The sequence below is a fragment of the Citrobacter sp. CK189 genome, assembly GCF_030333505.1.
GTDB classification, from domain to species: Bacteria; Pseudomonadota; Gammaproteobacteria; order Enterobacterales; family Enterobacteriaceae; genus Citrobacter_B; species Citrobacter_B koseri.
In genome coordinates this window covers 1-22,566 of sequence record NZ_JAOWFV010000031.1, presented here as the reverse complement: position 1 = coordinate 22,566, position 22,566 = coordinate 1, and the positions used below count along the sequence as shown (strand labels likewise).

At 54.4% G+C, this 22,566-nt stretch carries 24 protein-coding genes; 17 read left to right on the top strand and 7 right to left on the bottom strand.

What is annotated here, in order from left to right:
• Positions 1 to 117 precede the first annotated feature (117 nt).
• Positions 118 to 645, top strand: a complete 528-nt coding sequence (locus OGV83_RS01000; protein WP_286463029.1) for a rhodanese family protein — start codon at positions 118 to 120, stop codon at positions 643 to 645.
• Between the two features lie 107 nt (positions 646 to 752).
• Here the strand turns inward: OGV83_RS01000 and stpA are convergent, their stop codons facing one another.
• Positions 753 to 1,154 (bottom strand): DNA-binding protein StpA, encoded by a 402-nt coding sequence (gene stpA, locus OGV83_RS00995; RefSeq protein ID WP_286463028.1) that lies wholly within the window; start codon positions 1,152 to 1,154, stop codon positions 753 to 755.
• Positions 1,155 to 1,661: 507 nt separating this feature from the next.
• On the opposite strand from stpA, the gene alaE reads away from it, so the two are divergent.
• A complete protein-coding gene (gene alaE / locus OGV83_RS00990; protein ID WP_024130879.1) occupies positions 1,662 to 2,111 on the top strand; it encodes an L-alanine exporter AlaE in 450 nt (149 codons plus the stop codon).
• 39 nt (positions 2,112 to 2,150) lie between these two features.
• Here the strand turns inward: alaE and OGV83_RS00985 are convergent, their stop codons facing one another.
• Positions 2,151 to 2,507 (bottom strand): DUF2002 family protein, encoded by a 357-nt coding sequence (locus tag OGV83_RS00985; RefSeq protein WP_012134782.1) that lies wholly within the window; start codon positions 2,505 to 2,507, stop codon positions 2,151 to 2,153.
• A gap of 162 nt (positions 2,508 to 2,669) precedes the next feature.
• Between OGV83_RS00985 and OGV83_RS00980 the strand changes: the two genes are divergently transcribed.
• A complete protein-coding gene (locus OGV83_RS00980; protein ID WP_024130880.1) occupies positions 2,670 to 2,996 on the top strand; it encodes an ElaB/YgaM/YqjD family protein in 327 nt (108 codons plus the stop codon).
• Positions 2,997 to 3,029: 33 nt separating this feature from the next.
• Here OGV83_RS00980 and pdxR read toward each other — a convergent pair whose 3' ends face one another.
• Positions 3,030 to 4,382: a MocR-like pyridoxine biosynthesis transcription factor PdxR gene (gene pdxR, locus OGV83_RS00975; protein ID WP_286463027.1), complete on the bottom strand. Its 1,353-nt coding sequence runs from the start codon at positions 4,380 to 4,382 to the stop codon at positions 3,030 to 3,032.
• Between the two features lie 103 nt (positions 4,383 to 4,485).
• Between pdxR and OGV83_RS00970 the strand changes: the two genes are divergently transcribed.
• The 14 genes from OGV83_RS00970 (at position 4,486) to emrB (ending at position 18,758) form a co-directional block, all read left to right on the top strand.
• Positions 4,486 to 4,917, top strand: coding sequence for a carboxymuconolactone decarboxylase family protein (locus OGV83_RS00970; RefSeq protein ID WP_286463043.1), 432 nt, complete (start codon positions 4,486 to 4,488; stop codon positions 4,915 to 4,917).
• A gap of 262 nt (positions 4,918 to 5,179) precedes the next feature.
• Positions 5,180 to 5,425 carry a glutaredoxin-like protein NrdH gene (nrdH, locus tag OGV83_RS00965; RefSeq protein ID WP_024130882.1) on the top strand — a complete coding sequence of 82 codons (246 nt, stop codon included), beginning with the start codon at positions 5,180 to 5,182 and terminating at the stop codon, positions 5,423 to 5,425.
• The gene (gene nrdI, locus OGV83_RS00960; RefSeq protein ID WP_012134787.1) at positions 5,422 to 5,832 is read left to right on the top strand and encodes a class Ib ribonucleoside-diphosphate reductase assembly flavoprotein NrdI; all 411 of its coding nucleotides are present in this window, start codon (positions 5,422 to 5,424) and stop codon (positions 5,830 to 5,832) included. The genes nrdH and nrdI overlap by 4 nt, the downstream gene beginning before the upstream one ends.
• Positions 5,805 to 7,949, top strand: a complete 2,145-nt coding sequence (gene nrdE, locus OGV83_RS00955) for a class 1b ribonucleoside-diphosphate reductase subunit alpha (protein WP_110493910.1) — start codon at positions 5,805 to 5,807, stop codon at positions 7,947 to 7,949. Before nrdI ends, nrdE begins: the two co-directional genes overlap by 28 nt.
• Before the next feature lie 10 nt (positions 7,950 to 7,959).
• Complete coding sequence (gene nrdF / locus OGV83_RS00950) at positions 7,960 to 8,919, top strand: class 1b ribonucleoside-diphosphate reductase subunit beta (protein WP_012134789.1); 960 nt, start codon at positions 7,960 to 7,962, stop codon at positions 8,917 to 8,919.
• Positions 8,920 to 9,273: 354 nt separating this feature from the next.
• A complete protein-coding gene (gene proV, locus OGV83_RS00945) occupies positions 9,274 to 10,476 on the top strand; it encodes a glycine betaine/L-proline ABC transporter ATP-binding protein ProV (RefSeq protein WP_286463026.1) in 1,203 nt (400 codons plus the stop codon).
• The gene (proW, locus tag OGV83_RS00940; protein ID WP_047461746.1) at positions 10,469 to 11,533 is read left to right on the top strand and encodes a glycine betaine/L-proline ABC transporter permease ProW; all 1,065 of its coding nucleotides are present in this window, start codon (positions 10,469 to 10,471) and stop codon (positions 11,531 to 11,533) included. The genes proV and proW overlap by 8 nt, the downstream gene beginning before the upstream one ends.
• A gap of 189 nt (positions 11,534 to 11,722) precedes the next feature.
• Positions 11,723 to 12,718: a glycine betaine/L-proline ABC transporter substrate-binding protein ProX gene (proX, locus tag OGV83_RS00935; protein WP_012134793.1), complete on the top strand. Its 996-nt coding sequence runs from the start codon at positions 11,723 to 11,725 to the stop codon at positions 12,716 to 12,718.
• A gap of 191 nt (positions 12,719 to 12,909) precedes the next feature.
• Positions 12,910 to 14,094, top strand: coding sequence for an MFS transporter (locus OGV83_RS00930; RefSeq protein WP_012134794.1), 1,185 nt, complete (start codon positions 12,910 to 12,912; stop codon positions 14,092 to 14,094).
• 124 nt (positions 14,095 to 14,218) lie between these two features.
• Positions 14,219 to 14,956, top strand: a complete 738-nt coding sequence (locus OGV83_RS00925) for an AzlC family ABC transporter permease (protein ID WP_012134795.1) — start codon at positions 14,219 to 14,221, stop codon at positions 14,954 to 14,956.
• Positions 14,946 to 15,281, top strand: coding sequence for an L-valine transporter subunit YgaH (ygaH, locus tag OGV83_RS00920; RefSeq protein ID WP_047461737.1), 336 nt, complete (start codon positions 14,946 to 14,948; stop codon positions 15,279 to 15,281). The genes OGV83_RS00925 and ygaH overlap by 11 nt, the downstream gene beginning before the upstream one ends.
• 90 nt (positions 15,282 to 15,371) lie before the next feature.
• Positions 15,372 to 15,902: a transcriptional repressor MprA gene (mprA, locus tag OGV83_RS00915; RefSeq protein ID WP_012134797.1), complete on the top strand. Its 531-nt coding sequence runs from the start codon at positions 15,372 to 15,374 to the stop codon at positions 15,900 to 15,902.
• Between the two features lie 128 nt (positions 15,903 to 16,030).
• The gene (gene emrA / locus OGV83_RS00910) at positions 16,031 to 17,203 is read left to right on the top strand and encodes a multidrug efflux MFS transporter periplasmic adaptor subunit EmrA (RefSeq protein ID WP_024130884.1); all 1,173 of its coding nucleotides are present in this window, start codon (positions 16,031 to 16,033) and stop codon (positions 17,201 to 17,203) included.
• A 16-nt stretch (positions 17,204 to 17,219) separates the two neighbouring features.
• The gene (gene emrB, locus OGV83_RS00905) at positions 17,220 to 18,758 is read left to right on the top strand and encodes a multidrug efflux MFS transporter permease subunit EmrB (protein WP_012134799.1); all 1,539 of its coding nucleotides are present in this window, start codon (positions 17,220 to 17,222) and stop codon (positions 18,756 to 18,758) included.
• Positions 18,759 to 19,041: 283 nt separating this feature from the next.
• Here the strand turns inward: emrB and luxS are convergent, their stop codons facing one another.
• The 4 genes from luxS to yqaB form a co-directional block, all read right to left on the bottom strand.
• Positions 19,042 to 19,557 (bottom strand): S-ribosylhomocysteine lyase, encoded by a 516-nt coding sequence (luxS, locus tag OGV83_RS00900; protein ID WP_012134800.1) that lies wholly within the window; start codon positions 19,555 to 19,557, stop codon positions 19,042 to 19,044.
• Positions 19,558 to 19,706: 149 nt separating this feature from the next.
• Positions 19,707 to 21,263, bottom strand: coding sequence for a glutamate--cysteine ligase (gshA, locus tag OGV83_RS00895; protein WP_200026907.1), 1,557 nt, complete (start codon positions 21,261 to 21,263; stop codon positions 19,707 to 19,709).
• Positions 21,264 to 21,336: 73 nt separating this feature from the next.
• Positions 21,337 to 21,765, bottom strand: coding sequence for a YqaA family protein (locus OGV83_RS00890; protein ID WP_071257946.1), 429 nt, complete (start codon positions 21,763 to 21,765; stop codon positions 21,337 to 21,339).
• Positions 21,762 to 22,328: a fructose-1-phosphate/6-phosphogluconate phosphatase gene (gene yqaB / locus OGV83_RS00885; protein ID WP_012134803.1), complete on the bottom strand. Its 567-nt coding sequence runs from the start codon at positions 22,326 to 22,328 to the stop codon at positions 21,762 to 21,764. Before yqaB ends, OGV83_RS00890 begins: the two co-directional genes overlap by 4 nt.
• Between the last annotated feature and the right edge of the window lie 238 nt (positions 22,329 to 22,566).

Sequence of the window (22,566 nt, the reverse complement as noted above, 5' to 3'; positions counted from 1 at the left end):
GACATATTGCTGGCGCAAACTGTAAGGCGAACAAGACATTCCTCATTTACACCCTTTACGCTGCCAGGAAGCTGATTTACGCTGCTAAATACACCGTATTGTCCACCAGGAGAAACCATGACAACCGGGACGATTTCCCCGCGCGAAGCACAGGCGCTGATAGCACAAGGGGCAACGCTGATTGATATCCGTGACGCCGATGAATACCTGCGCGAACATATTCCCGACGCGCAGCTGGCGCCGCTCTCCACGCTTGAGCACGGCGCTTTTCCGGCGGCGTTACGGGCTGAACGCGTCATCTTTCACTGTCAGTCAGGCAGGCGTACCAGCGGCAATGCCGCAACGCTCCAGGCGGTCGCCGCCCCCGCAGAAGTCTGGCTGCTGGAGGGGGGAATCGAAGGCTGGAAAGCTGCGGGCCTGCCCGTGGCGGAAGATAAGTCTCAGCCGCTGCCGCTGATGCGTCAGGTGCAAATTGCCGCCGGAGGGCTGGTTCTACTGGGCGTTGCGCTGGGTTACACCGTCAGTAGCGGTTTCTTCCTGATCAGCGGCTTTGTTGGCGCCGGGTTAATGCTGGCGGGATTCACGGGTTTCTGCGGCATGGCGCGACTGCTCGAAAAGATGCCCTGGAACCGGCGAGCACATTAAGCGGTAGCGCCAGAATCGCCGCAGTCCCCGGCGGGCCGGGTGGTTTGTACTGACCAGGTTGATATCAGCCGGATAAGCACCGTCTCATCCGGCAAAATACCGCGAAATTAGATCAGAAAATCATCCAGAGATTTCCCCGCCTCCAGCGCCTGGGCAATCGGCTTAGGCGTACGCCCCTGACCAGTCCATGTTTTCGTCTCACCATCAAAATCGGTAAAACGATATTTCGCCGGGCGCGGCTGACGTTTTTTACCTGAACGCGGCGTTGCCGCCCCCATATTTAATAAGTCTTCTGGATTGATGCCGTCGGCTTTCATCATCTCCAGAAAGGTATTAATTTTCTCTTGCTGTTCAGCGCGCAGACGCTGTTGCTCTTCTTCTTCTTCGCGTCTTTCTTTAGTGACAACCCTGAATTTTTCGAGCATTTCTTCAAGAACGTCAATGGAGAATTCGCGGGCCATTGCGCGCAGTGTACGGATATTATTTAAATTCTGTAACATCAAAGTCATAACAATAAAACCTTTTAACGCAGGGGAAAACAAGTATTACGCCAGAAAGTATATTCGATTATTGATTATATTTCCAGAGAGTGGGATATACAGTAATATCCGGCCTGCACACCGCCGCTTATATTTATTCGCCTTCGCCGTTATATATCAGCCAGAATAACGTACGCCTGCAAAATTAAAAAAGCGGCCCCTCCCCGGCGTACACAACAGCAGCCGTCGATGCCCTTTCGCTCCCGCCTCGCTTGCGCAAAATGCCGAAAAAAACAATAAAAGTTAAGCCATTGATTTGGAAAACATTAGTCACGGCGGACAACGAAAATCCCGAAACGAACAAAAAACAGACACCGGCAGAGTATTTTATCGACAAAAAGGCAATAAATAAAAATTTTACACTAGTTGCTAGTTATTATATAGAGATATACGCTATACATTAGCGAAAGCACTACGCTAAATCACTACAACCACACGTTCAATGGCGATTTTTACCCTTTTACAAGGAGCATTAACATGTTCTCACCGCAGTCACGCTTGCGTCATGCAGTCGCAGACACGTTCGCGATGGTTGTTTATTGTTCTGTCGTGAACATGTTGATCGAGATATTCCTCTCTGGAATGACCTTTGAACAGTCGCTGTCTTCCCGTCTGGTCGCCATTCCGGTCAATATTCTGATCGCGTGGCCCTATGGAATGTATCGTGATGCGATTATGCGCGTTGCGCGTAAGGCGAGCCCGGCGAGTTGGGTGAAGAATCTGGCGGATGTACTGGCTTACGTCACCTTCCAGTCTCCGGTTTATGTCGCGATTTTGTTGACGGTCGGCGCAGACTGGCACCAGATTACAGCGGCAGTCAGTTCGAATATCGTGATATCCATGCTGATGGGCGCGGTTTACGGCTACTTCCTTGATTATTGCCGCCGCCTGTTCAAAGTCAGCAGCTACCACCAGGCCAAAGCCTGAGATCCGCTTTCTTCGCGACTGGCAAGGCCAGTCGCTTCATTAGTTTGAATTTGGTTTTGCTTCGCCAAACAGTCCATGCAAATAGCGCTCAAGCGCAATCCGTGAACTAAAGCCGTGCGGTATGCCGTAATGTTCGTGAATTTCTCCGCCTAAATAAAGCGGGAACTGATGATAATGATCGCAGGTTTTAATTTCCGAAGCGGGTTCTGCCAGTGAAGAACTGCGTTCTTTTAGCGTCGGATGAATCACTAATGCGGTACGCCCCATACGCGCTTCACGATTAACGTACACATAATTTTCGCCACGTCGATAACCGTATGCTTTCTGTGTTACCACATCTACGGTAAAACCCACTTTTTCAAGTACGCGCGCCACCTCATCGGGTCGTAAATACATATTTTATCCTCGTTATCCTTTACTGCGGGCTTACCTTACCCGATCCAGCATTAGCAACGCTTTCAGAAAAATCCATAAACTCGCGAATATACCGTGACGCGCCTCAGAAGATAAAAAATATGGACTACACTGAAGTTCACATCGAAATCAATGGAGGATCATATGTTTAACCGACCGAGCCGAAAAGACGCCGATGAAAATGTTCAGGATATTCAGAACGATGTCAGTCAATTAGCCGATACCCTTGAAGACGTGCTGAAATCATGGGGAAGCGATGCCAAAGATGAAGCGGAAACCGCGCGGCGCAAAGCGCAGGCATTGCTGAAAGAAACCCGTGCCCGTATGCATGGCCGCACGCGAGTAGAACAGGCGGCGCGTGATGCCGTAGGATGCGCGGATACCTTTGTGCGAGAAAAACCCTGGTGCAGCATGGGGACAGCCGCCGCTGTCGGCATCGTTGTCGGGGCGCTGTTAAGTTTACGCCGTTAACGGGGAATCTTGCCGGATGCGACGCAGAGCGTCTTATCCGGCCGACGGCGTGTCGGTTATGGCTTCCCGTAGCTGACGTGCGACCTGTTTTGCCATTTCCGCTGAAGTGATGTTGGTAAACGACAGCAGCAGTCCTCCCCTTCCTTCTGACTGAAGCCGCCAGCGGCTCAATGCCTGCACCGCCAGTCCGGCCTGATTGGCTTTCGCCGTCAGCAACCGGTCATCAGCATCCACCGCAACCACCAGCTGAATGCCGCCTTCCTGCGGGACAACGGCGAATCCCTGCTCACGCAGCGCCTCTTCCATCCAAAGCCGTCGCCTGGCGTAATGCTGGCGCATCTTTTTCAAATGCCGCCAGAAATGACCATCGCGGATAAAATCCGCCAGCGTCTGCTGCCACAGCACCGGCACGCTACAGGCCATCAGCCCCGCCAGTTGACGAAAATGCGCCACCTGATTAAGCGGAACCACCAGCCATGCGGTACGCAGCGCCGGAAACAGCGACTTGCTGAACGTTCCGGCATAGATCACCCGCTGCGGCGCATCGAGGCTTTTCAGCGGCGGAAGCGGCTTGCCGTGGTAACGAAATTCACTGTCATAATCGTCTTCGATAATCCATGCCTGCGCGCTCGCCGCCCATTCAAGTAACTGGCGGCGACGGGTTAAAGAGAGCGCCACGCCGAGCGGGCTTTGGTGGGCCGGCGTTAACAACACAAAACGCGCCTGCGGGTAATCGTGAATGCCTGCCGCCACATTCAGTCCATGATCATCGACCGGAACCGGCATCAGCCCGACATTTTCCTGGGCAATCACCGGGCGAATAAGGGGAAACCCGGGATCTTCAACCCACATGCCTTCTCCAGGTTTCGCCAGTGCGCGCAGGATAAGGGTCATTGAGGACGCATAGCCGGAAGTGATAAACACCTGTTCCGGCAGGCATTCAATACTGCGCGACACCCGCAGATAATCGACAATGGCCTCGCGCAAAACCGCTTCGCCGCAGACGTCGCCCAACGCGAGATCAAAACGGGTCTGCGTACGCAGGCGACGCCCCATCACCCGCGCCCAAATCTCACGCGGGAAAAGATCCAGCGCAGGTAATCCCATTTGAAATGGATCGGGCGTCTGGCTTTCTCCGGCGAAAACGGCAGGCGTAGCGACCGTTTTTTCTGGACGTACATGCCCGCTGACAAACGTACCGGCCTGCCCGCGCCGCTCCAGCCAGCCTTGCGCCACCAGCTCGCCGTACGCGTTTTCGACCGTCGAGCGTGAAACGCCTAACTCTTGCGACCATGTCCGGCTGGACGGCAAACGCGCCCCGGCCTTGAGTTCGCCATGCTCAATGGCGTTTTTTAACTGACGGGCGATTTGCTGATAGCGTGGCACAGGTGAACGATCCTTTATGGTCTGCTTTTTTCATAAAAATATGGCTCTCTTTAGCAGTCCATTATAGTGCTACATTGCTGACGTCTAAACGAGGAGAAGTATGATGACGACATTACGTCAGCCCTATTATGAACTTAGCCCTGAAGTCTATAGTGCGCTGGGCCAGGCTAAAAAAGCGTTGGAAAACAGCGCGCTGGACACCACGCTGATGGAACTGATTTATCTGCGTATCTCACAGATCAACGGTTGCGCATTTTGTCTGGAGATGCACAGCAAAGCCCTGCGTAAATCCGGCGTGGCGCAAAGCAAACTGGATGCGCTGGCCGGGTGGCGGGTAAGCCATCACTTCAGCGAACAGGAGCGTGCGGCGCTGGCCTGGGCGGAATCCGTCACGGATATCGCAAGAACGCATGCCGAAGATGACGCGTATCTGCCGCTACTCGAAAGTTTCAGCGCCCATGAAATCAGCGATCTGACTTTTGCTATCAGTCTGATGAACTGCTTCAACCGTCTGGCTGTTGGGATGCGGATGTAAACCCGCTATTGCCGGATGGCGGCGTAAACGCCTTATCCGGCCTACACCGTAGGCCCGATTAGCGTAAGCGCCATCGGGCGACGTTTAACCATACCCCCCCATCCCCGCTGAGCTAATCAGCAGAAGCAAATTAATCGATATTTCCCATATCTTGTGTGGTTGAAACTTTATTCATCTACATCTAGTATTCTCTCTATCAAGACACACACAACCCGACGCATATCATCGCGCCGTTCTCTCATTTTAAATGGAAATACGAATCATGCGCATTACTATTTACACTCGTAACGACTGTGTTCAGTGCCACGCCACCAAACGGGCGATGGAAAGCCGTGGATTTGACTTTGAGATGGTGAACGTCGATCTGGTTCCCGACGCGGCAGATACCCTGCGGGAAAAAGGTTTTCGCCAGCTGCCGGTGGTCATCGCGGGCGATACCAGTTGGTCAGGCTTCCGCCCGGATATGATCAACCGTCTGCATCCTGATGCGCGCGTGGCCAGCGCATGAGCCAACTCGTCTACTTTTCCAGCAGCTCCGAAAATACGCACCGCTTTATGCAGCGTCTGGGGCTGCCCGCTATTCGCATTCCGCTTAATGAACGCGAGCGAATCAGGGTAGACGAACCTTACATTCTGGTCGTCCCCTCTTACGGCGGCGGCGGTACGGCAGGCGCGGTTCCACGACAGGTGATCCGCTTTTTAAATGATGAACATAACCGGGCGTTAATTCGCGGCGTGATCGCCTCCGGCAACCGTAACTTTGGCGAGGCTTACGGTCGCGCTGGCGAGGTCATTTCACAAAAATGCGGCGTCCCCTGGCTGTACCGCTTTGAACTGATGGGAACGCAAAGCGACATCGACAACGTCCGAAAAGGAGTGAGCGAATTTTGGCAACGACAACCGCAGAACGTGTGAAGCAAGAAACGATGGATTATCACGCGCTGAATGCCATGCTGAATCTGTACGATAAAGCAGGCCATATTCAGTTCGACAAGGATCGGCAGGCGGTGGAGGTGTTCTTTGCCACCCATGTCCGCCCCAATTCCGTCTCCTTTGCCAGCCAGGACGAGCGCCTGGAGTATCTGCTTCGCGAAGGCTATTACGACGAAAGCGTTTTAACCCGCTACGATCGCGCTTTCGTGGTGAAGCTGTTTGCTCACGCCCACGCCAGCGGTTTTCGCTTCCAGACGTTCCTTGGCGCGTGGAAATATTACACCAGCTATACGCTGAAAACGTTCGACGGCAAACGCTACCTTGAAGACTTTGAAGACCGGGTGACAATGGTGGCGCTGACGCTGGCGCAGGGCAATGAAGCGCTGGCGATGCAGCTTACCGATGAAATCCTCTCCGGGCGCTTTCAGCCAGCCACGCCGACCTTCTTAAACTGCGGCAAACAACAGCGCGGCGAGCTGGTCTCCTGCTTCCTGTTACGCATTGAAGACAATATGGAGTCCATTGGTCGGGCGGTTAACTCGGCGCTACAGCTTTCCAAGCGCGGCGGCGGCGTGGCGTTTTTGCTCTCGAATCTTCGTGAAGCGGGCGCGCCGATCAAGCGTATTGAGAACCAGTCCTCAGGCGTGATCCCGGTAATGAAGATGCTGGAAGACGCCTTTTCTTACGCCAATCAGTTAGGGGCGCGTCAGGGGGCGGGCGCCGTGTATCTGCATGCGCACCACCCGGATATCCTGCGTTTTCTCGACACTAAACGCGAAAACGCCGATGAAAAGATCCGCATTAAAACGCTGTCGCTGGGCGTGGTGATCCCGGACGTAACGTTCCGTCTGGCGAAAGAAAACGCGCAGATGGCGCTGTTCTCGCCTTACGATGTCGAACGCATTTACGGCAAACCGTTCGGAGATATCGCCATTAGCGAACGGTACGATGAGCTGCTCGCCGATGAACGCGTACGCAAGCAGTACATCAACGCGCGCGAATTTTTCCAGCGGCTCGCGGAAATCCAGTTTGAGTCAGGCTATCCCTACATCATGTACGAGGATACGGTAAACCGCGCGAATCCGATTGCTGGTCGCATCAACATGAGCAACCTGTGCTCGGAGATTTTGCAGGTCAACAGCGCCTCCACCTATGATGAAAATCTGGATTACGCGCAGACCGGGCATGATATCTCCTGCAACCTCGGTTCGCTGAACATCGCCCATACGATGGACTCCCCGAATTTTGGCCGCACGGTGGAAACGGCGATTCGCGGCCTGACGGCGGTGTCGGATATGAGCCATATCCGCAGCGTACCGTCAATTGAAGCCGGAAACGCCGCGTCACACGCGATTGGCCTGGGGCAGATGAATCTGCACGGTTATCTGGCGCGAGAAGGCATTGCCTACGGCAGCCCGGAGGCGCTGGATTTCACCAACCTCTATTTCTACACCGTGACCTGGCACGCGCTGAATACCTCAATGATGATGGCGCGTGAACGCGGTAAAACCTTCGCCGGATTCAAACAATCGCGCTATGCCAGCGGCGAGTATTTCGAACAATATTTGCAGGGCGACTGGCAGCCGAAAACCGACACGGTTCGTGCGCTCTTTGCCCGTAGCGGCATTACGCTTCCGGGCCGCGAAATGTGGGCACGGCTGCGGGATGAGGTGATGCGCTACGGCATCTATAACCAGAATTTACAGGCGGTGCCGCCGACCGGTTCCATTTCCTATATCAACCACGCGACGTCAAGCATTCACCCGATCGTGTCAAAGATAGAGATCCGCAAAGAAGGAAAAACCGGACGCGTTTACTACCCGGCCCCGTTTATGACCAATGAGAACCTGGACATGTACCAGGACGCCTATGAAATCGGCCCTGAAAAAATCATTGATACCTATGCCGAAGCCACACGCCACGTTGATCAGGGACTGTCGCTGACGCTGTTCTTCCCGGATACCGCGACAACCCGCGATATCAACAAAGCCCAGATTTACGCGTGGCGAAAAGGGATCAAAACGCTGTATTACATCCGTCTGCGTCAGCTGGCGCTGGAAGGTACTGAAATAGAAGGCTGCGTATCATGCGCGCTATAAGGAGAGCAGGATGAAACTATCACGCGTGAGCGCCATCAACTGGAACAAGATTCAGGATGATAAAGACCTGGAAGTGTGGAACCGCCTGACCAGCAACTTCTGGCTGCCGGAAAAGGTGCCGCTTTCCAATGATATCCCCGCCTGGCAGACGCTGAGCGCCGCCGAGCAGCAGCTTACCATCCGCGTGTTTACCGGATTAACGCTGCTCGACACCATTCAGAATATCGCCGGGGCCCCCGCGTTGATGCAGGACGCGCTGACGCCGCATGAAGAGGCGGTGCTGTCAAACATCAGCTTTATGGAAGCGGTACATGCCCGCTCGTACAGCTCGATTTTCTCTACGCTTTGCCAGACGAAAGACGTAGACGCGGCCTATGCCTGGAGTGAGGAAAATGCGCCGCTGCAACGCAAGGCGCAGATTATCCTGCAACATTACACCGCCGACAATCCGCTGAAAAAGAAAATCGCCAGCGTATTCCTGGAATCTTTCCTGTTCTATTCCGGCTTCTGGCTGCCAATGTATTTTTCCAGCCGGGGCAAGCTGACCAACACCGCCGACCTGATTCGTCTGATTATTCGTGACGAAGCGGTACATGGGTATTACATCGGCTATAAATACCAAAAAGGGCTGGAGAAACTGTCGGAATCCGAACGCGACGAATTGAAGCATTTCGCTCTTGATTTGCTGATGGAGCTGTATGACAACGAGTCTCGCTATACGGAAGAACTGTATGCCGAAACCGGTTGGGTGGCAGACGTTAACGCCTTTCTCTGTTACAACGCCAATAAAGCGTTGATGAACCTGGGCTACGAAGCGTTATTCCCCGCAGAAATGGCGGAGGTCAATCCTGCCATACTTGCTGCGCTGTCACCGAATGCGGATGAAAACCATGATTTCTTCTCCGGTTCAGGCTCCTCCTATGTGATGGGAAAAGCCATCGAAACCGAAGACGAAGACTGGAATTTTTGACGGCGATTATCGCGGTAAATATCGATCACACTTCCGCGATAATATTTTAACGGGATCACGTTTTTATCACACAATTATTTCTGTGTGATCTACACTCAATATCTGCCACATTATTCGCCTGAATTTCAGCAATTCAGGCGCATTTTCGGTGGTCGTTACAAAAAATATCGCTCTCCCCCCACTCCCGCTCAGCCCTTATATCATGGGAAATCCCGGCAAATGGCCTCCGGCAATATTTGTGTCTGAGGGAAATTCAGGGTTGTCTCAGATTCTCAGTATGTTAGGGTAGAAAAAGGTGACTATTTCTATCAGGTATCGTATCGACATAATAAATAACAGGAATCTTTCTATTGCATGGCAATTAAATTAGAAGTTAAGAATCTCTATAAGATATTTGGTGAGCATCCGCAGCGAGCTTTCAAATATATTGAAAAAGGACTTTCGAAAGAGCAAATTCTGGATAAAACAGGGCTATCGCTTGGCGTTAAAGACGCCAGTCTGGCCATTGAAGAAGGCGAGATTTTTGTCATCATGGGATTATCCGGTTCGGGTAAATCCACAATGGTACGCCTTCTCAATCGCCTGATTGAACCCACCCGCGGGCAAGTGCTGATCGACGGCGTTGATATTGCAAAAATATCTGACGCCGAGCTTCGCGAGGTGCGCAGAAAGAAAATTGCGATGGTTTTCCAGTCATTTGCATTAATGCCGCACATGACCGTACTGGATAATACGGCATTCGGCATGGAATTAGCCGGCGTTGCCGCTGAAGAGCGCCGTGAAAAAGCGCTGGATGCCTTACGCCAGGTGGGGCTGGAGAATTATGCGCACGGCTACCCGGATGAACTCTCCGGCGGTATGCGCCAGCGTGTCGGTCTGGCCCGCGCATTAGCGATCAACCCTGACATTCTGTTAATGGATGAGGCCTTCTCGGCGCTCGATCCCTTAATTCGTACCGAGATGCAGGATGAGCTGGTAAAACTACAGGCAAAACATCAGCGTACCGTCGTTTTTATTTCCCACGATCTCGATGAAGCGATGCGTATTGGCGATCGTATTGCCATTATGCAAAACGGCGAAGTCGTTCAGGTGGGAACGCCAGATGAAATTCTGAATAACCCGGCGAATGATTATGTCCGCACCTTCTTCCGTGGGGTCGATATTAGCCAGGTGTTCAGCGCCAAAGATATTGCCCGCCGCAGCCCGGTGGGATTAATTCGTAAAACGCCAGGTTTTGGTCCGCGTTCCGCACTGAAATTATTGCAGGATGAAGACCGTGAGTTTGGTTATGTGATTGAACGCGGTAATAAGTTTGTCGGCATTGTTTCCATCGACTCATTAAAAGTGGCATTAAGCCAGGCGCAAGGTATTGAAGCAGCGCTTATTGACGAGTCACTGGCGGTGGATGCGCAAACACCTCTTAGCGAGTTGCTCTCTCATGTTGGACAGGCGCCTTGTGCGGTGCCGGTTGTCGACGAGGAACAACAGTATGTCGGCATTATTTCAAAACGCATGCTGCTACAGGCTTTAGATCGCGAGGGGGCAAACAATGGCTGAACAAACTAATCCGTGGGATACCGCGCCAGCGGCGGATAGCGCCGCGCAATCCGCCGACGCCTGGGGAACGCCTTCGGGCGCGCCTGCCGATGGCGGCGGCGCAGACTGGCTGACCAGCGCTCCCGCGCCTGCGCCAGAACATTTTAATATTATGGACCCGTTCCATAAGACGCTGATCCCGCTGGACAGCTGGGTCACTGAAGGGATCGACTGGGTCGTTACGCATTTCCGCCCCGTTTTCCAGGGCATCCGTGTACCGGTGGATTACATTCTCAATGGCTTCCAGCAGCTGTTGCTGGGTATGCCAGCTCCGGTGGCGATTATCATTTTCGCACTGATCGCCTGGCAGATCTCCGGCCTGGGGATGGGGGCCGCCACGCTGGTGTCCCTGATTGCCATCGGCGCGATTGGCGCCTGGTCACAGGCGATGATTACCCTGGCGCTGGTGCTGACCGCCCTGCTGTTCTGCGTGGTCATCGGTTTGCCGCTGGGGATATGGCTGGCGCGCAGTCCGCGTGCGGCGAAGATTGTCCGCCCGCTGCTGGATGCGATGCAAACGACGCCTGCGTTCGTCTATCTGGTGCCAATCGTGATGCTGTTCGGTATCGGTAACGTGCCGGGGGTGGTAGTGACCATTATCTTTGCCCTGCCGCCGATTGTGCGTCTGACCATTCTGGGGATTAACCAGGTTCCGGCAGATTTGATCGAAGCCTCACGCTCATTTGGCGCCAGTCCGCGTCAGATGCTGTTCAAAGTACAGCTACCGCTGGCCATGCCCACCATTATGGCGGGTGTTAACCAGACGCTCATGCTTGCCCTCTCCATGGTAGTGATCGCCTCTATGATTGCCGTCGGCGGGCTTGGTCAGATGGTGCTGCGTGGTATTGGCCGCCTCGACATGGGGCTGGCAACCGTCGGCGGGGTCGGTATTGTGATCCTCGCTATCATTCTGGACCGCCTGACCCAGGCCGTTGGTCGCGACTCGCGCAGCCGTGGCAACCGCCGCTGGTATACCACCGGTCCCGTTGGGCTTATCACTCGCCCTTTCGTTAAGTAATTCACCCGTTGCCCGGTGGCGCATTGCTTACCGGGTCTACAATTCATTAGCTTACACAAAATCGTTCAAGTTGCATCGCGGCGGCAAACGAATGTGTCCCCAGGAGCGTACACGCAGTACGTGACCGGGGTGCATGGGTGCAGCCAACAAAGAGGCAGCTTGAAAGATGAAGTGTAATAAGGAACAACGATGCGACATAACATTCTATTTGCCACAGCGTTTGCCACCCTTGTCTCTACCAGCGCATTCGCTGCCGACCTGCCGGGCAAAGGCGTTACCGTACAGCCGGTGCAGAGCACCATCACCGAAGAAACCTTCCAGACGCTGCTGGTCAGCCGCGCGCTGGAGAAACTGGGTTATACCGTCAATAAGCCAAGCGAAGTTGATTACAACGTCGGTTACACCTCCATTGCCTCTGGCGATGCAACTTTTACCGCCGTGAACTGGCAGCCGCTGCATGATGATATGTACGCCGCTGCGGGCGGAGACAAAAAGTTCTATCGCGAGGGGGTATTCGTGACGGGCGCCGCGCAGGGTTATCTGATCGACAAGAAAACCGCCGAGCAGTACAAGATCACTAACCTCGCCCAGTTGAAAGACCCGAAAATCGCCAAAATCTTTGATACCAACGGCGACGGCAAAGCTGACATGATGGGTTGTTCGCCAGGCTGGGGTTGTGAAGCGGTGATTAACCACCAGAACAAAGCGTTCGATCTGGAAAAAACCGTCGACGTCAGCCACGGTAACTATGCCGCGATGATGGCCGACACCATCACCCGCTTCAAAGAAGGCAAGCCGATTCTGTACTACACCTGGACGCCGTACTGGGTGAGCGACGTGATGAAGCCGGGTAAAGATGTTGTCTGGTTACAGGTGCCGTTCTCTTCCCTGCCGGGCGAGCAGAAAGACATTGATACCAAACTGCCGAACGGCGCGAACTATGGCTTCCCGGTGAACACCATGCACATTGTCGCCAACAAAGCCTGGGCAGAGAAAAACCCGGCGGCGGCGAAGCTGTTCGCCATCATGAAGGTACCGCTGGCGGATATCAACGCGCAGAACGCGATGATGCATGAAGGCAAATCGTCCGAGGCCGATGTTCAGGGTCACGTTGACGGCTGGATCAAAGCCCACCAGCAGCAGTTTGACGGCTGGGTAAAAGAAGCGCTGGCCGCGCAGAAATAACCCACTCGTCGGCCTTAAAGCTGCGCGCCATCAGGCGCAGTAACCACACCAATGCCGGATGGTGGCGCGATGCGCCTTATCCGGCCTATACGCCCTACCTCAACCGCACAATCCATCACTCAACAAACCACTCACATTCATAAACATCCGCTATGATTGATACCCCAGGAAATCATATCTGACTCAAAATAATGACTAAATCCACTCACGGGCTTAGCCCGGCGCTGATTGTTTTAATGTCCGTGGCAACCGGTCTGGCCGTCGCCAGTAACTATTACGCCCAGCCGCTGCTCGATACTATCGCAAACAATTTCTCGCTTTCCGCCAGTTCGGCGGGCTTTATCGTTACCGCCGCTCAGTTGGGCTATGCCGCCGGATTGCTCTTTCTGGTGCCGCTGGGCGATATGTTCGAACGCCGGACGCTCATCGTCTCCATGACGCTGCTGGCCGCAGGCGGCATGCTGATTACCGCCAGCAGTCAGTCGCTCGGCATGATGATTCTCGGCACGGCGCTCACCGGGCTGTTCTCCGTCGTGGCGCAAATCCTGGTGCCGCTGGCGGCGACGCTCGCCACGCCGGATAAGCGCGGCAAAGTGGTCGGCACCATCATGAGCGGCCTGCTGCTGGGGATTTTACTGGCGCGTACCGTTGCCGGATTGCTGGCGAATCTTGGCGGCTGGCGCACCGTCTTCTGGGTCGCTTCTGTGCTGATGGCGCTGATGGCCGTCGCGCTGTGGCGCGGTTTACCAAAGGTGAAATCAGAAACGCATCTTAACTATCCGCAGCTATTGGGTTCCGTGTTCAGCCTGTTTATCCACGACGGCCTCCTGCGCACCCGCGCGTTGTTAGGCTGCCTGACGTTCGCCAACTTCAGCATTCTCTGGACATCGATGGCCTTTTTACTGGCCGCGCCGCCGTTTAACTATTCCGAAGGGATGATTGGGCTGTTTGGTCTGGCGGGAGCCGCTGGCGCGCTGGGCGCACGTCCGGCGGGCGGTTTTGCCGATAAAGGGAAGTCTCATCTCACCACGACTTTCGGTCTGCTGTTGCTGTTGCTCTCCTGGCTGGCTATCTGGTACGGACACAGCTCCGTGCTGGCGCTGATTATTGGCATCCTGGTGCTGGATCTCACCGTGCAGGGCGTACACATCACCAATCAGACGGTGATTTACCGCGTCCACCCGGATGCGCGTAACCGGCTCACCGCCGGGTATATGACCAGCTACTTTATCGGCGGCGCCGCCGGTTCGTTGATTTCGGCATCGGCCTGGCAGCATGCCGGCTGGGCCGGCGTTTGTCTGGCCGGTACCACCGTCGCCGCACTCAATCTACTGGTCTGGTGGCGAGGTTTTCACCGACAAGAAGCCGCAAATTAAGCAGATGGCAAGCGTTTACCTTTGATTGAGCTCCCCAGGGTGTTAAGGCGTCCCCCACTCTGTTAAGGTTATATGATTCATTTATGCTGGTTATTTTAACATCGGTGACGAATCAGATAATCTTATGGAAAGCCCTGCACCCCAGTCTGAGCCCCGTCCGGCAACATTAACGGAAGGATTCAAAGACAGTTTACCGATAGTCATAAGTTATATTCCGGTGGCGTTTGCGTTTGGCCTTAACGCCACCCGTCTGGGCTTTACTCCCCTCGAAAGCGTTTTTTTCTCCTGCATTATTTACGCAGGCGCCAGCCAGTTCGTCATCACCACCATGCTCGCGGCGGGCAGCACATTATGGGTCGCCGCGCTGACCGTGATGGCGATGGACGTGCGCCATGTGCTGTACGGCCCTTCCCTGCGTAGTCGCATCAGCCAACGGCTCAGTAAACCTAAAACCGCCCTGTGGGCATTTGGTCTCACCGATGAAGTGTTTGCTGCCGCCACGGCCAAACTGGTGCGGGATAACCGTCGCTGGAGTGAAAACTGGATGATCGGCATCGCGTTCTGCTCCTGGGCATCCTGGGTGCTCGGCACGGTCATTGGCGCATTTTCCGGGAGCGGATTGCTGAAAGGCTTCCCCGCCGTTGAGGCGGCATTAGGTTTTATGCTGCCAGCCCTGTTTATGAGCTTTTTGCTCGCCTCTTTTCAACGCAAACAAACGCTGTGCGTCACGGCGGCGTTAATCGGCGCGCTGGCAGGCGTCACGCTGTTTTCCATTCCTGCGGCTATCCTGGCGGGTATCGCCAGCGGGTGTCTGACCGCCTTGATCCAGTCGTTCTGGCAAGGAGCGCCCGATGAGTTATGAGGTTTTGCTGCTGGGGCTGCTGGTCGGCTGCGCCAATTATTGTTTTCGTTATTTACCGCTTCGTCTGCGAATGGGAAACACCCGTCCCGCCAGGCGCGGCGCAACGGGCGTGTTGCTCGACACCATTGGCATCGCGTCCATCTGCGCCCTGCTGGTGGTGTCTACGGCTCCCGAAGTGATGCACGACGCCAGCCGGTTCATTCCGACGCTGGTCGGGTTTGCCGTCCTGGGCGTCAGTTTCTACAAGACGCGCAGCATCATCATCCCAACGCTACTGAGCGCTCTGGGCTATGGACTCGCCTGGAAGATAGGGGTCATTTTATAACCCAAAAGAATCATTTTAAATTAATAATACATTTACTTTATTTGTCACTGTCGTTACTATATCGGCTGAAATTAATGAGGTCATGCCCAAATGGATAGTTCGTTTACGCCCATTGAACAAATGCTAAAATTTCGCGCCAGCCGCCACGAAGAGTTTCCTTACCAGGAGATCCTTCTGACCCGCCTTTGCATGCATATGCAAGGCAAACTGCTGGAAAACCGCAATAAGATGCTGAAAGCTCAAGGGATTAACGAGACGTTGTTTATGGCGTTGATTACGCTGGAGTCTCAGGAAAACCACAGTATTCAGCCATCTGAACTGAGTTGCGCGCTGGGCTCGTCCCGTACCAACGCAACACGTATCGCAGATGAGTTAGAGAAACGCGGCTGGATCGAACGTCGTGAAAGCGATAACGACCGTCGCTGCCTGCATCTGCAACTGACTGAGAAAGGTCACGCGTTTTTGCGCGAGGTGTTACCGCCTCAGCATCACTGCCTGCACCAGCTATGGTCCTCTCTCAGCACCGCCGAAAAAGATCAACTTGAGCACATCACTCGTAAGCTCCTGACGCGTCTCGATCAGATGGATCAGGATGGCGCCGTTCTTGAGGCGCTACGCTAACGCGTCGACACGCTCAATCATCCAGATTTATAAAAGAAAAAACTGACAGGCCAGCACGTCATACTGCTGGCCTTTCTGACAAAAACGTCGGCCCAGCCGATATGAAAAATAAGATCGTGGAGAACAACATGAGCGCAAATGCGGAGACTCAAACCCCGCAGCAACCGGTTAAGAAGAATGGCAAACGTAAAAGCGCGCTAATCCTTTTAACCTTGCTCTTTATCGCAATTGCCGTGGCATATGGGATTTATTGGTTTTTAGTACTGCGTCATATCGAAGAAACGGATGATGCGTACGTGGCAGGGAACCAGGTTCAAATCATGGCGCAGGTATCAGGCAGCGTGACGAAAGTCTGGGCTGATAACACTGACTTTGTAAAACAGGGCGACGTGCTGGTCACGCTCGACCAGACGGATGCCAGACAGGCATTCGAAAAAGCGAAAACGGCGCTGGCCTCCAGCGTTCGCCAGACGCACCAGTTAATGATCAATAGCAAGCAGCTCCAGGCCAGCATTGAAGTGCAGAAAACCGCACTGGCGCAGGCACAAAGCGACTTTAATCGTCGCGTGCCGCTGGGCAATGCGAACCTGATCGGTCGCGAAGAGCTGCAACACGCGCGTGATGCCGTCGCCAGCGCGCAGGCGCAGCTGGATGTGGCTATTCAGCAATATAACGCAAACCAGGCGATGATCCTCGGCAGCAAGCTGGAAGATCAGCCTGCCGTGCAACAGGCGGCCACGGAAGTGCGCAACGCCTGGCTGGCGCTGGAGCGTACCAAAATTGTCAGCCCGATGACCGGCTACGTCTCCCGCCGCGCCGTACAGCCTGGCGCACAGATTAGCCCGACCACGCCGCTGATGGCGGTCGTGCCTGCCACCAACCTGTGGGTGGACGCGAACTTCAAAGAGACGCAGCTCGCCCATATGCGTATCGGCCAACCGGCAACGGTCATCAGCGATATTTACGGCGATGACGTGAAATACACCGGTAAGGTTGTCGGCCTGGATATGGGGACAGGCAGCGCCTTCTCCCTGCTTCCGGCGCAAAACGCGACCGGCAACTGGATCAAGGTCGTGCAGCGCTTGCCTGTACGTATTGAACTGGATGCGCAGCAACTGGCGCAGCATCCGCTGCGTATCGGTTTATCAACCCTCGTCACCGTGGATACGTCGAACCGCGACGGACAGGTGCTGGCAAGCCAGGTTCGTAGTACCCCGGTTTCTGAGAGTAACGCACGAGAAATTAATCTCGCTCCGGTCAATAAGCTGATCGAAGAGATTGTGCAGGCCAACGCGGGATAATCCTGAGGTGCGTGTAATGCAACAGCAAAAACCGCTGGAAGGCGCGCAGCTGGTCATTATGACGATTGCGCTGTCGCTGGCGACATTCATGCAGGTGCTGGACTCCACCATTGCTAACGTGGCGATCCCCACCATCGCCGGGAACCTTGGCTCATCGTTGAGCCAGGGGACATGGGTTATCACCTCATTCGGGGTGGCGAACGCGATCTCCATCCCGATTACCGGCTGGCTGGCGAAACGCGTCGGGGAAGTGAAGCTGTTCATGTGGTCAACCGTCGCCTTTGCCATTGCGTCATGGGCGTGCGGGGTCTCCAACAGTCTGAACATGCTGATCTTCTTCCGCGTGGTTCAGGGTGTCGTCGCAGGGCCGTTAATCCCGCTCTCACAGAGCCTGTTGCTGAATAACTATCCTCCCGCAAAACGTTCTATCGCGCTGGCGCTATGGTCGATGACGGTGATTGTCGCGCCGATCTGCGGCCCGATACTGGGCGGCTACATCAGCGATAACTATCACTGGGGCTGGATTTTCTTCATCAACGTGCCGATTGGGGTTGCGGTCGTGCTGATGACGCTGCAAACCCTGCGCGGTCGCGAGACCCGCACCGAGCAGCGACGTATCGACGCTATCGGCCTGGCGCTGCTGGTGATTGGTATCGGCAGTCTACAGATCATGCTTGACCGCGGGAAAGAGCTGGACTGGTTCGCCTCGCAAGAGATTATCATCCTGACCGTGGTCGCCGTCATTGCCATCAGTTTCCTGATTGTCTGGGAGCTGACCGACGATAACCCAATCGTTGACCTCTCCTTGTTCAAGTCGCGTAACTTTACGATTGGCTGTTTGTGTATCAGTCTCGCCTATATGCTCTATTTCGGCGCGATTGTGCTGTTACCGCAGCTATTGCAGGAGGTATACGGCTATACCGCGACGTGGGCCGGCCTGGCCTCAGCGCCGGTCGGGGTAATCCCGGTGATCCTGTCGCCGATTATCGGACGTTTCGCCCACAAGCTGGATATGCGCAGGCTGGTCACGTTCAGCTTTATCATGTATGCCGTCTGCTTTTACTGGCGTGCGTGGACGTTTGAACCGGGTATGGATTTCGGCGCATCGGCCTGGCCGCAGTTTATTCAGGGCTTCGCCGTAGCCTGCTTCTTTATGCCGCTCACCACCATCACGCTCTCCGGCTTGCCGCCTGAACGTCTGGCGGCGGCGTCGAGCCTGTCTAACTTTACGCGAACGCTGGCGGGGTCAATTGGTACATCAATTACCACCACCATGTGGACCAACCGTGAGGCGATGCACCATTCGCAATTGACCGAGTCGGTGAATCCGTACAACCCCAATGCCCAGGCGATGTACGATCAGCTACAGGGGCTGGGGATGACGCAGCAGCAGGCGTCAGGCTGGATCGCCCAGCAGATTACCAATCAGGGGCTGATTATTTCCGCCAATGAGATCTTCTGGATGTCGGCCGGGATCTTCCTCGTGCTGCTTGGGCTGGTCTGGTTCGCCAAACCACCTTTCGGCGCGGGCGGCGGCGGCGGAGGCGCGCATTAATGAAAAAGCCAGTTCATGATGAACTGGCTTTTTTTTGCCGGATGGCGGCTGCGCTTTATCCGGCCTACAGAACACGCACATTGTAGGCCCGGTAAGCATCGCGCCACCGGGCATAATGCCGGATGGCGGCTGCGCCTTATCCGGCCTACAGAACACACGTTGTAGGCCCGGTAAGCATCGCGCCACCGGGCATAACGCCGGATGGCGGCTGCGCTTTATCCGGCCTACAGAACGCGCACATTGTAGGCCCGGTAAGCATCGCGCCACCGGGCATTGCATTCGACTAGATATGCAGTTCCTGCAATTTATCTTTCGGCAGGGCCAGCTCTTCGTTGCTGTTGATGCGAACGTCGTGTTCCAGAATATGACGTGCAATATCCTGCGCTTCGCTCAGAGAGTGCATCTGATACGTACCGCACTGATAAACGTTCAGCTCCGGGATCTGATTCTGCTCCTTCACTTTCAGCACGTCAGCCATCGCGGCTTTCCAGGCGTCTGCCACACGTTGTTCGTCAGGCGTACCGATCAGGCTCATGTAGAAACCGGTACGGCAGCCCATCGGGGAGATATCGATAATCTCAACACCGTTGCCGTTCAGATGATTACGCATAAAGCCAGCGAACAGGTGCTCCAGCGTATGGATACCCTTCTCAGGCATCACTTCTTTATTCGGGATGCAGAAACGCAGGTCAAACACGGTAATGGTATCGCCATGCGGGGTGTTCATCGTTTTCGCGACCCGGACTGCTGGTGCTTCCATCCGGGTATGATCGACTGTGAAGCTATCTAACAACGGCATTTAGCCACCTCCGATAATATTTTTTAAAATAAACTGAACTCTTCGTTCCGGGGCGAGTCTGAGTATGTGAAAGACGCGCATTTGTTATCATCATCCCTGTTTTCAGAGATGAAATTTTGGCCACTCACGAGTGGCCTTTTTCTTTTCTGTCAGGCGTGCTTTTCCAGCCACGCATCAAACGGTTCGGTATCCGCCGCTTCAACCTCAAGCTGACGACGCGTTGACGCCTCACGCTCAGCAATGAAGTCCTCTTCACGCAAAATTTCCAGCGGTTCTTCGCGCAGCAGATTGCGATAAGCCTCGCCCAGCGCTTTGCCTGTGCCGCCAATCCCGGTATCAATCATCGAGCGCAGAATACGCGCTGAGAACGTCAGTTCCGGGTTGTCGAAACAGGCAACCAGTTCATCACATACCTTCTGATAATCCTCTCCCCCGTGGATGCTGTCCAGCGTTTGCGCCACACGTTTCAGGTCGCGGAACAGATCTTTACCCACTTTCGGCAGCGGGAACTGCGCGGTTTCACAGCCAATCCCTAACGTCAGCCCCGGTTTACGCCCTTCCAGAATCACCCGATTCCAGTTCGTGCGCGTACACAGCAGCTCGTCGCTGCTCATTTCCGGCGCATCGGCCAGTACGCACCAGACCATAAACAGATCCAGGAAACGCACCTGCTGCTCGTCCACGCCAATGGGCGAGAACGGGTTAATATCCAGCGAACGCACTTCGATATATTCAATCCCGCCGCGCAGAAGCGCATCTGACGGCGTTTCTCCGCTACGCGTCACGCGTTTAGGGCGGATCGGCGCATACAGCTCGTTCTCAATCTGTAGCACGTTGCTGTTGATTTGCAGGCGTTTACCGTCCTTCTCCAGACCGATCTCCGCATACTCCGTGGACGGCGTTTTGATCGCGCGCTTCAATCCTGCCACATATTCATGCAGATCGTTAAACGTAATTCCAAGATTGCTTTGCGACTTATTGGTATAACCCAGGTCGCTCAAACGCAGCGACGTTGCATACGGCAGGTAGTACATACCGCAGTCCGTTTTTTCAAACGGCAGCGTGGTGGGTTTGCCCTGCAAGAATGAGGAACAAATAGCCGGAGAGGCGCCAAACAGATACGGAATGACCCACCCAAAACGGTAATAGTTACGGATCAGGCGGAAATAGCCTGCGGAAATTTTCTCTTTCGCATCTTCCCCGTCCACGACGCCACACTTCGCCTGCCAGAATGCCATCGGCAGCGAAAAATTGTAGTGTACGCCGGAGATGGTTTGCATCAACGCGCCGTAACGGTTTTTCAACCCTTCCCGGTAAAGCGTTTTCAAACGACCAATATTTGACGTACCGTACTGCGCCAGCTCAATACCCTGCCCTTCAGCAATATAGCAAGGCATACTCAGCGGCCACATTCGCTCATCACCCAAATTTCTGGCCGTATAGCGATGCAGGTCGCGCATCAATGTGAGCATATGCTGAATATCGCCGTCTACTGGGGTAATAAACTCCAGCAGGGCTTCAGCAAAATCTGTCGTGACCCATTTGTGCGTCAGCGCCGAGCCTAACGCGTCAGGATGACCTGTGGTTGCCAGCGTGCCATCAGCGTTAACACGCAGCGTTTCGCGCTCCAGCCCGCGTTGAATCCCCTTTAGTGCCTGAGGATGCCTTTCCAGCCAGGTCAGAGCCTGTGATACGTCCGGGATCAAATTGACCTCCCGCCTGTCAAAATCGTTTTAATTAGCATAATTGTAATGGTGACGGTAAATGTCTATCCCACAATTAGTGCCACCACATAATGCCCTGAACCGTAGCGGTTGCGACGATAACGTAACGCAACGCTTTACCAAGGCATAAAAAAAAGAGCACTGGCCCCCACGAGATGCGCATCCATCCCGCTAACAGGCACAACAAATCACCGATAACCGGCGCCCAGCTTAATAATAGTGTGACTGCACCGTAGCGCTTAAGCCAGCCAGTGGCTTTTTCCTGCCAGCGCGATGTTTTGCGCAACGGAAAAAAACGCCCAAGGATAACGTTAGTTAACCCTCCAAGGCTATTACCCATTGTTGCTGTTAAGACTAAGACCCAGGGATGACTTACCCCGGAGACTAACATGGCAACTAAAACAACTTCGGAATTACCGGGCAACAGCGTGGCGCTGAGAAAACTGCTGGCAAACAGTGACAGGAGCGACAGCCCGTCACTCACAATAGTCGAACGTCCACGGCATCCATTCCCGCCGCGCGTGCTGCCTGCAAGCCGAAATCCGCATCCTCAAACACGACGCATTGCGTCGGCACAACGCCCATACGCTCCGCACACAGCAGGAACGTGTCCGGCGCGGGTTTGTGGTGCAGAACATGATCCGCAGCGACAACTGCATCAAAATAACGACGCAGCCCCAGATGGGTCAATAGCGCTTCGGCAATTGCGCTTTCGCTGCCCGTTCCCACCGACAGAGGTCGACGGCCATACCAGGCTTTGACCACCTCAACCAGCGGCAAAGGCTCTACGCTATCCAGCAACATGCTTTTCACTGCATCAGTTTTTTCTTGCGCCAGCGCATGAGGGTCAAGATCCGCGTGATTCAGTTCGATAATCGACTGCGCGATACGCCAGGTTGGAGAACCGTTAAGCGCCACCATCGCTTGCAGATCAAAGCGAAGGCCATAGCGCCCTAATACCTCGTCCCACGCCTTACGGTGCGTCGGCTCGGTATCCAGGATGGTGCCATCCATATCAAAAATCAAACCCGCATAACGTTCGTACATCGTGTTCTCACAAACCAAATGACCAGATGTTACTTTATCGTAATTGACTGATTTTGTCGCTGACAGAGAAATGAGGATTGTTCAGGGTAGAGAGGTAATGGAGGTATTCAGGAGAAGATGGTGGAGGAGAAGATGGTGGAGAAGAAGATGGTGGAGAAGAAGATGGTGCATCCGGGAGGATTCGAACCTCCGACCGCTCGGTTCGTAGCCGAGTACTCTATCCAGCTGAGCTACGGAT

Bases quoted from the DNA above. Each gene is read 5' to 3' on its own strand.
- OGV83_RS00930 (WP_012134794.1), top strand. From the start codon at position 12,910: ATGACTAAATCCACTCACGGGCTTAGCCCGGCGCTGATTGTTTTAATG.
- luxS (WP_012134800.1), bottom strand. From the start codon at position 19,557: ATGCCGTTGTTAGATAGCTTCACAGTCGATCATACCCGGATGGAAGCA.
- OGV83_RS00980 (WP_024130880.1), top strand. From the start codon at position 2,670: ATGTTTAACCGACCGAGCCGAAAAGACGCCGATGAAAATGTTCAGGAT.
- OGV83_RS00985 (WP_012134782.1), bottom strand. From the start codon at position 2,507: ATGTATTTACGACCCGATGAGGTGGCGCGCGTACTTGAAAAAGTGGGT.
- stpA (WP_286463028.1), bottom strand. From the start codon at position 1,154: ATGACTTTGATGTTACAGAATTTAAATAATATCCGTACACTGCGCGCA.
- proW (WP_047461746.1), top strand. From the start codon at position 10,469: ATGGCTGAACAAACTAATCCGTGGGATACCGCGCCAGCGGCGGATAGC.
- OGV83_RS00970 (WP_286463043.1), top strand. From the start codon at position 4,486: ATGACGACATTACGTCAGCCCTATTATGAACTTAGCCCTGAAGTCTAT.
- proV (WP_286463026.1), top strand. From the start codon at position 9,274: ATGGCAATTAAATTAGAAGTTAAGAATCTCTATAAGATATTTGGTGAG.
- mprA (WP_012134797.1), top strand. From the start codon at position 15,372: ATGGATAGTTCGTTTACGCCCATTGAACAAATGCTAAAATTTCGCGCC.
- proX (WP_012134793.1), top strand. From the start codon at position 11,723: ATGCGACATAACATTCTATTTGCCACAGCGTTTGCCACCCTTGTCTCT.
- nrdI (WP_012134787.1), top strand. From the start codon at position 5,422: ATGAGCCAACTCGTCTACTTTTCCAGCAGCTCCGAAAATACGCACCGC.
- ygaH (WP_047461737.1), top strand. From the start codon at position 14,946: ATGAGTTATGAGGTTTTGCTGCTGGGGCTGCTGGTCGGCTGCGCCAAT.
- emrA (WP_024130884.1), top strand. From the start codon at position 16,031: ATGAGCGCAAATGCGGAGACTCAAACCCCGCAGCAACCGGTTAAGAAG.
- alaE (WP_024130879.1), top strand. From the start codon at position 1,662: ATGTTCTCACCGCAGTCACGCTTGCGTCATGCAGTCGCAGACACGTTC.
- emrB (WP_012134799.1), top strand. From the start codon at position 17,220: ATGCAACAGCAAAAACCGCTGGAAGGCGCGCAGCTGGTCATTATGACG.
- yqaB (WP_012134803.1), bottom strand. From the start codon at position 22,328: ATGTACGAACGTTATGCGGGTTTGATTTTTGATATGGATGGCACCATC.
- OGV83_RS00925 (WP_012134795.1), top strand. From the start codon at position 14,219: ATGGAAAGCCCTGCACCCCAGTCTGAGCCCCGTCCGGCAACATTAACG.
- nrdF (WP_012134789.1), top strand. From the start codon at position 7,960: ATGAAACTATCACGCGTGAGCGCCATCAACTGGAACAAGATTCAGGAT.
- OGV83_RS01000 (WP_286463029.1), top strand. From the start codon at position 118: ATGACAACCGGGACGATTTCCCCGCGCGAAGCACAGGCGCTGATAGCA.
- nrdH (WP_024130882.1), top strand. From the start codon at position 5,180: ATGCGCATTACTATTTACACTCGTAACGACTGTGTTCAGTGCCACGCC.